This window comes from Candidatus Cloacimonadota bacterium, assembly GCA_011372345.1.
GTDB lineage: Bacteria > Cloacimonadota > Cloacimonadia > Cloacimonadales > TCS61 > DRTC01.
Genome location: DRTC01000014.1, coordinates 1 through 3,878, shown reverse-complemented (window position 1 = coordinate 3,878; position 3,878 = coordinate 1). Strand labels below are relative to the sequence as shown.

Below are 3,878 nucleotides of genomic sequence, written 5' to 3'. Positions count from 1 at the left end.
GAAATATGATATAACTTGCTTCCAATATGGAAATCCATTTTTTTACAGTTTTATGATCGATACCAAGCGCATTTCCGATACTGTTAAAATTTATTATTTGTCCTGTTCTGCCGGCACATAATTGCATAAATTTTAGAAATACATTCATATATTGAAGATTGGAAATGTTTCTAATATCCTTTTGAATATAAGTATCAAGATAACCGGACATAAAGAAATCCGGAGGAATTTTCTTATCGAATATTCGTGGGTAAAAACCGGAAAAGAGAACCTGTTCGAGAGGAATTACTTTATTCTGATAAAGTTCAAAATATGAAAAAGGTAACAATTTCAGAATCCCGGTACGACCTGCAAGAGATTGTGAAATCGATTTCATATAAGAGAATTGATTACTCCCGGTTAGAATGAACATTCCTGATTTGTTTTTTTCATCGACTATTGTCTGAATATAGGAAAAAAGTTCGGGAGTATGCTGAACTTCATCCAGTATGGTTTTATCCCTGAACTGTGATAGAAACCTGCGAGGATCGGTTAAAGCAAATTCCCTTGTATCAGGATCTTCAAGATTAACATAATTATATTTCGGAAAAACAGCTCTTGCCAGAGTTGTTTTGCCGGATTGTCTGGGTCCGGTAATAGTAACAATTGGAAAGTATTTTGCTAATTCTTTTAAAGTCAATTTCATTTCTCGTTTAATCATCATAACCTCTGTTGTCAATTTTATAAGAGGCGATAAGTTGTCAAATTTATTATGATATATGGGAATACTATTCCTAAATAACATAATATTTTGTTCACAGTATTTTGGAAATAAGACAAGTTTATGCTTTTCTCTGTGATATCTGCGGAGTTCTACGGGAAGAGTTTGGGGAGTATAAAGAAAGTGTGATCTTGTAACTCAAAGCTCCTGCTTTGAGAAAAAAGATCATCAAATCTCTTTCCTGAATTTTTTAAAGAAGCAATTTTTGGAAAGGTATCACTTCACAAAAATCTCTCCTTCCCTCTCATCGATGATAAACTTGTCCTTCTTTTTCAATTCATTTTTGATCAGCATTCTGGAGAGAGGATTCTCAATTCTTTTCTCGATCTCACGGTTCAAAGGTCGTGCTCCGTAAAATTCACTGAATCCGAATTTCAAAAGCATTTTCCTGACTTTATTGGTAAATTCGACTTCAATTTCATTTTCCATTAATCGCTTCTGAAGTTTGTTCAATTCCAGATTTACGATTTGTTTTAAATTCTCTCTTGTTAAGGAATGGAAAACGATGATATCATCGAGTCGGTTCAGGAATTCCGGTTTGAACAGTTTCTTTACATCATTCATAATGAGTTTTTTCATATCATTATAACTTTTCTCGCTGTCTTCCTTAGTTTCAAAACCGATCTTTTTAATATCTTTAACTATTTTTTTACCACCGATATTCGAAGTTCCGATGATCACTGTATTTTTAAAAGAAACTTTCATACCTTGTCCATCGGTGAGATGACCTTCATCAAAGATCTGGAGCAGAACATTAAAAATATTAGTATGAGCTTTTTCGATTTCATCAAGCAGAATGATAGAGTAGGGATTTCTTTTAACTTGTTCCGTCAGTTGTCCGCCTTCTCCATATCCGACATAACCTGGTGGAGAGCCGATGATCTTGGAAACCGTATGTTCTTCCATATATTCGGACATATCCAGCCTAATGATCTTTTTCTCATCATCCATCAGGAATTCTGCCAGAGCTTTCGCCAGCTCGGTTTTTCCAACTCCGGTAGGACCTAGAAAGAGGAATGCTCCAATGGGACGGGAAGAATCTTTCAAACCTGCCCGATTTCTGCGGATCGCATCACTGACAGCATTAATTGCAATGTCCTGACCAACGATCCTTTTATGAATATTTGCTTCCATTTCCAGCAGCTTTTTGGCTTCAGTTTTTAACATTCTCTGGGCAGGAATTCCGGTCCAACGCGTAACTACTTTGGCGATATCATCTGCTTTGACGATCCTGTCGGAAGATTTTCGGCTTTTAGTCATTTTGGATCGAAGTGATTTTAATTTTTTATTGATATTCAGTATCTTTTGCTGAATGAAAGCAACATTCTCAAAATTCTTTTTTTCAAAATTCAATATTTGGGCATCCTTGAGTTTGACCTTTTCCTTTTCCAAACGGCTGATATCCGGCGGCACATAGATCATGCTCAGATGTTTTCTTGCTCCGGCTTCATCGATCAGATCGATGGCTTTATCAGGTAAGAATCTATTGGAAATATATTTTTCGGATAGAACAGCAGCAATTTTTAGAGCTTTTGAAGTGTATTCGATCGTGTGATGGGTTTCGTATTTTTCTTTCAGACCGGTTAAAATCTTGATTGTTTCCTCGATCGTGGGTTCATTCACGATAATTTGCTGAAATCTCCGTTCAAGAGCTTTGTCGATCTCGATGTAGCGTTTATATTCCTGGAATGTCGTTGCTCCGATACATTGTAGTTGACCTTTTGCCAGAGCTGGTTTAAGAATATTGGAAGCACTGATCCCGTCTGCACTTCCGCTGGAAACAACTGTATGGGTTTCATCGATGAAAAGGATGATCGAGCCGGCAGCATTGATGATCTCATCTTTAACGGCTTTCATTCTTTCCTCGAACTCACCTTTGAATTTTGCTCCAGCCAGGATTTCAGCCATATTAAGTTGGAGTATCCTTTTTTCCAATAAAGTTTCCGGAACATCCGCTTCTGCGATCCGGTTTGCCAAACCCTCTACTATCACGGTTTTGCCAACTCCGGGATGACCGACTAAAATCGGATTATTCTTTTTCCTGCGGGAAAGAACTTCGATCACACGCATAATTTCCTGCTCTCTTCCAATCACCGGATCGAGTTGACCTTTTCTTGCCATTTCCGTTAGATCGAGAGTAAAGAGCTTCAAAACATCCACTTTTGATTCTGCTTTTTTGTCGGTAATCCTTCTCCCTTTGCGAAGCGTTTTGATCGCTGTTTTGATCTTCTCTTCTTCCAGACCTGTTTCTTTAAATATTTTGTTCAGGTTTTCATAATCCAAACGGAACAAAGCAAGAAATAATGTATCTTCGCTGATATATTTATCGTTGAATTCATTGGTGATATCGAGAGCGATTTTAAAAAGATCTTCCGTTTCCGGTGTCAGATTTATCTTCTGGAATTTCTCTCCGCTTCTCTGAGGAACGATTTCCTGCCGGTTATACAACATTCCCAGGATGTTGTTTATGATCTCTTCCGGTTGATAACCTGCTTCCTCGAAAATCTTGATCAAACCGGAATTTTTATGCTCCAACATCCCTATCAGGATCATTTCCGGCGTAAAATATTCCTGTTTCAGTTCCAGGAATTCCATCAAACCGATATTGATCTCCTGGATCACTTTTTCCGTGCATCTATATAAATATTGCTGGAACAAAATTCCTCCTGTAATTTTTACTTTCGACTCGTAAGGGACGACGAGTCGAAACTTCTTTGAAAACATATTCCGACAGAAGCCGATGATTTTGTTTTCTGTGTACTTTCTTTTCATTCCAATGTAGGAACTTTGGAACGAAAATTGTCTGCTTTCATTAAATATTAAACCATTTTCCTGAAATAGTCAAAATAATTTTACAGACTTCTCGGTATTCCTTCAGTGTTTTTCGGTGTTTTATTTTATCTTCTCCAACTGCTCCTTCGCCAGGTCATATCCCATTTTAAATGAGCAGGCTTCAAACAATTCCAGAGCTTTTTCCAGTTTAGGAATTGCCTTCTTCGGTTTTTCCCTTTCGATCTCGATCATTGCCCAGTTGAAAAATGCTTTTCCTTCACCTTCTTTATCGCCAATTTCGGAGAGGGTTTTCTGCTGCAGTTTATAATAATTTTCCGCTTCCTCG

Annotated in this window: 2 protein-coding genes; both read right to left on the bottom strand. The window is 37.4% G+C overall.

Going from position 1 to position 3,878, the window contains the following annotated elements:
- Nucleotides 1-784: ATP-binding protein (locus ENL20_00230; GenBank protein HHE36988.1), on the bottom strand; the 784-nt coding region annotated here is incomplete at its 3' end.
- A gap of 192 nt (nucleotides 785-976) precedes the next feature.
- A complete protein-coding gene (locus ENL20_00225; protein HHE36987.1) occupies nucleotides 977-3,532 on the bottom strand; it encodes an AAA family ATPase in 2,556 nt (851 codons plus the stop codon).
- Nucleotides 3,533-3,878: the final 346 nt, after the last annotated feature.

What these genes read in the sequence shown, in the direction of transcription:
- ENL20_00225 (HHE36987.1), bottom strand. Translation starts at nt 3,532, where the DNA reads ATGAAAAGAAAGTACACAGAAAACAAAATCATCGGCTTCTGTCGGAAT.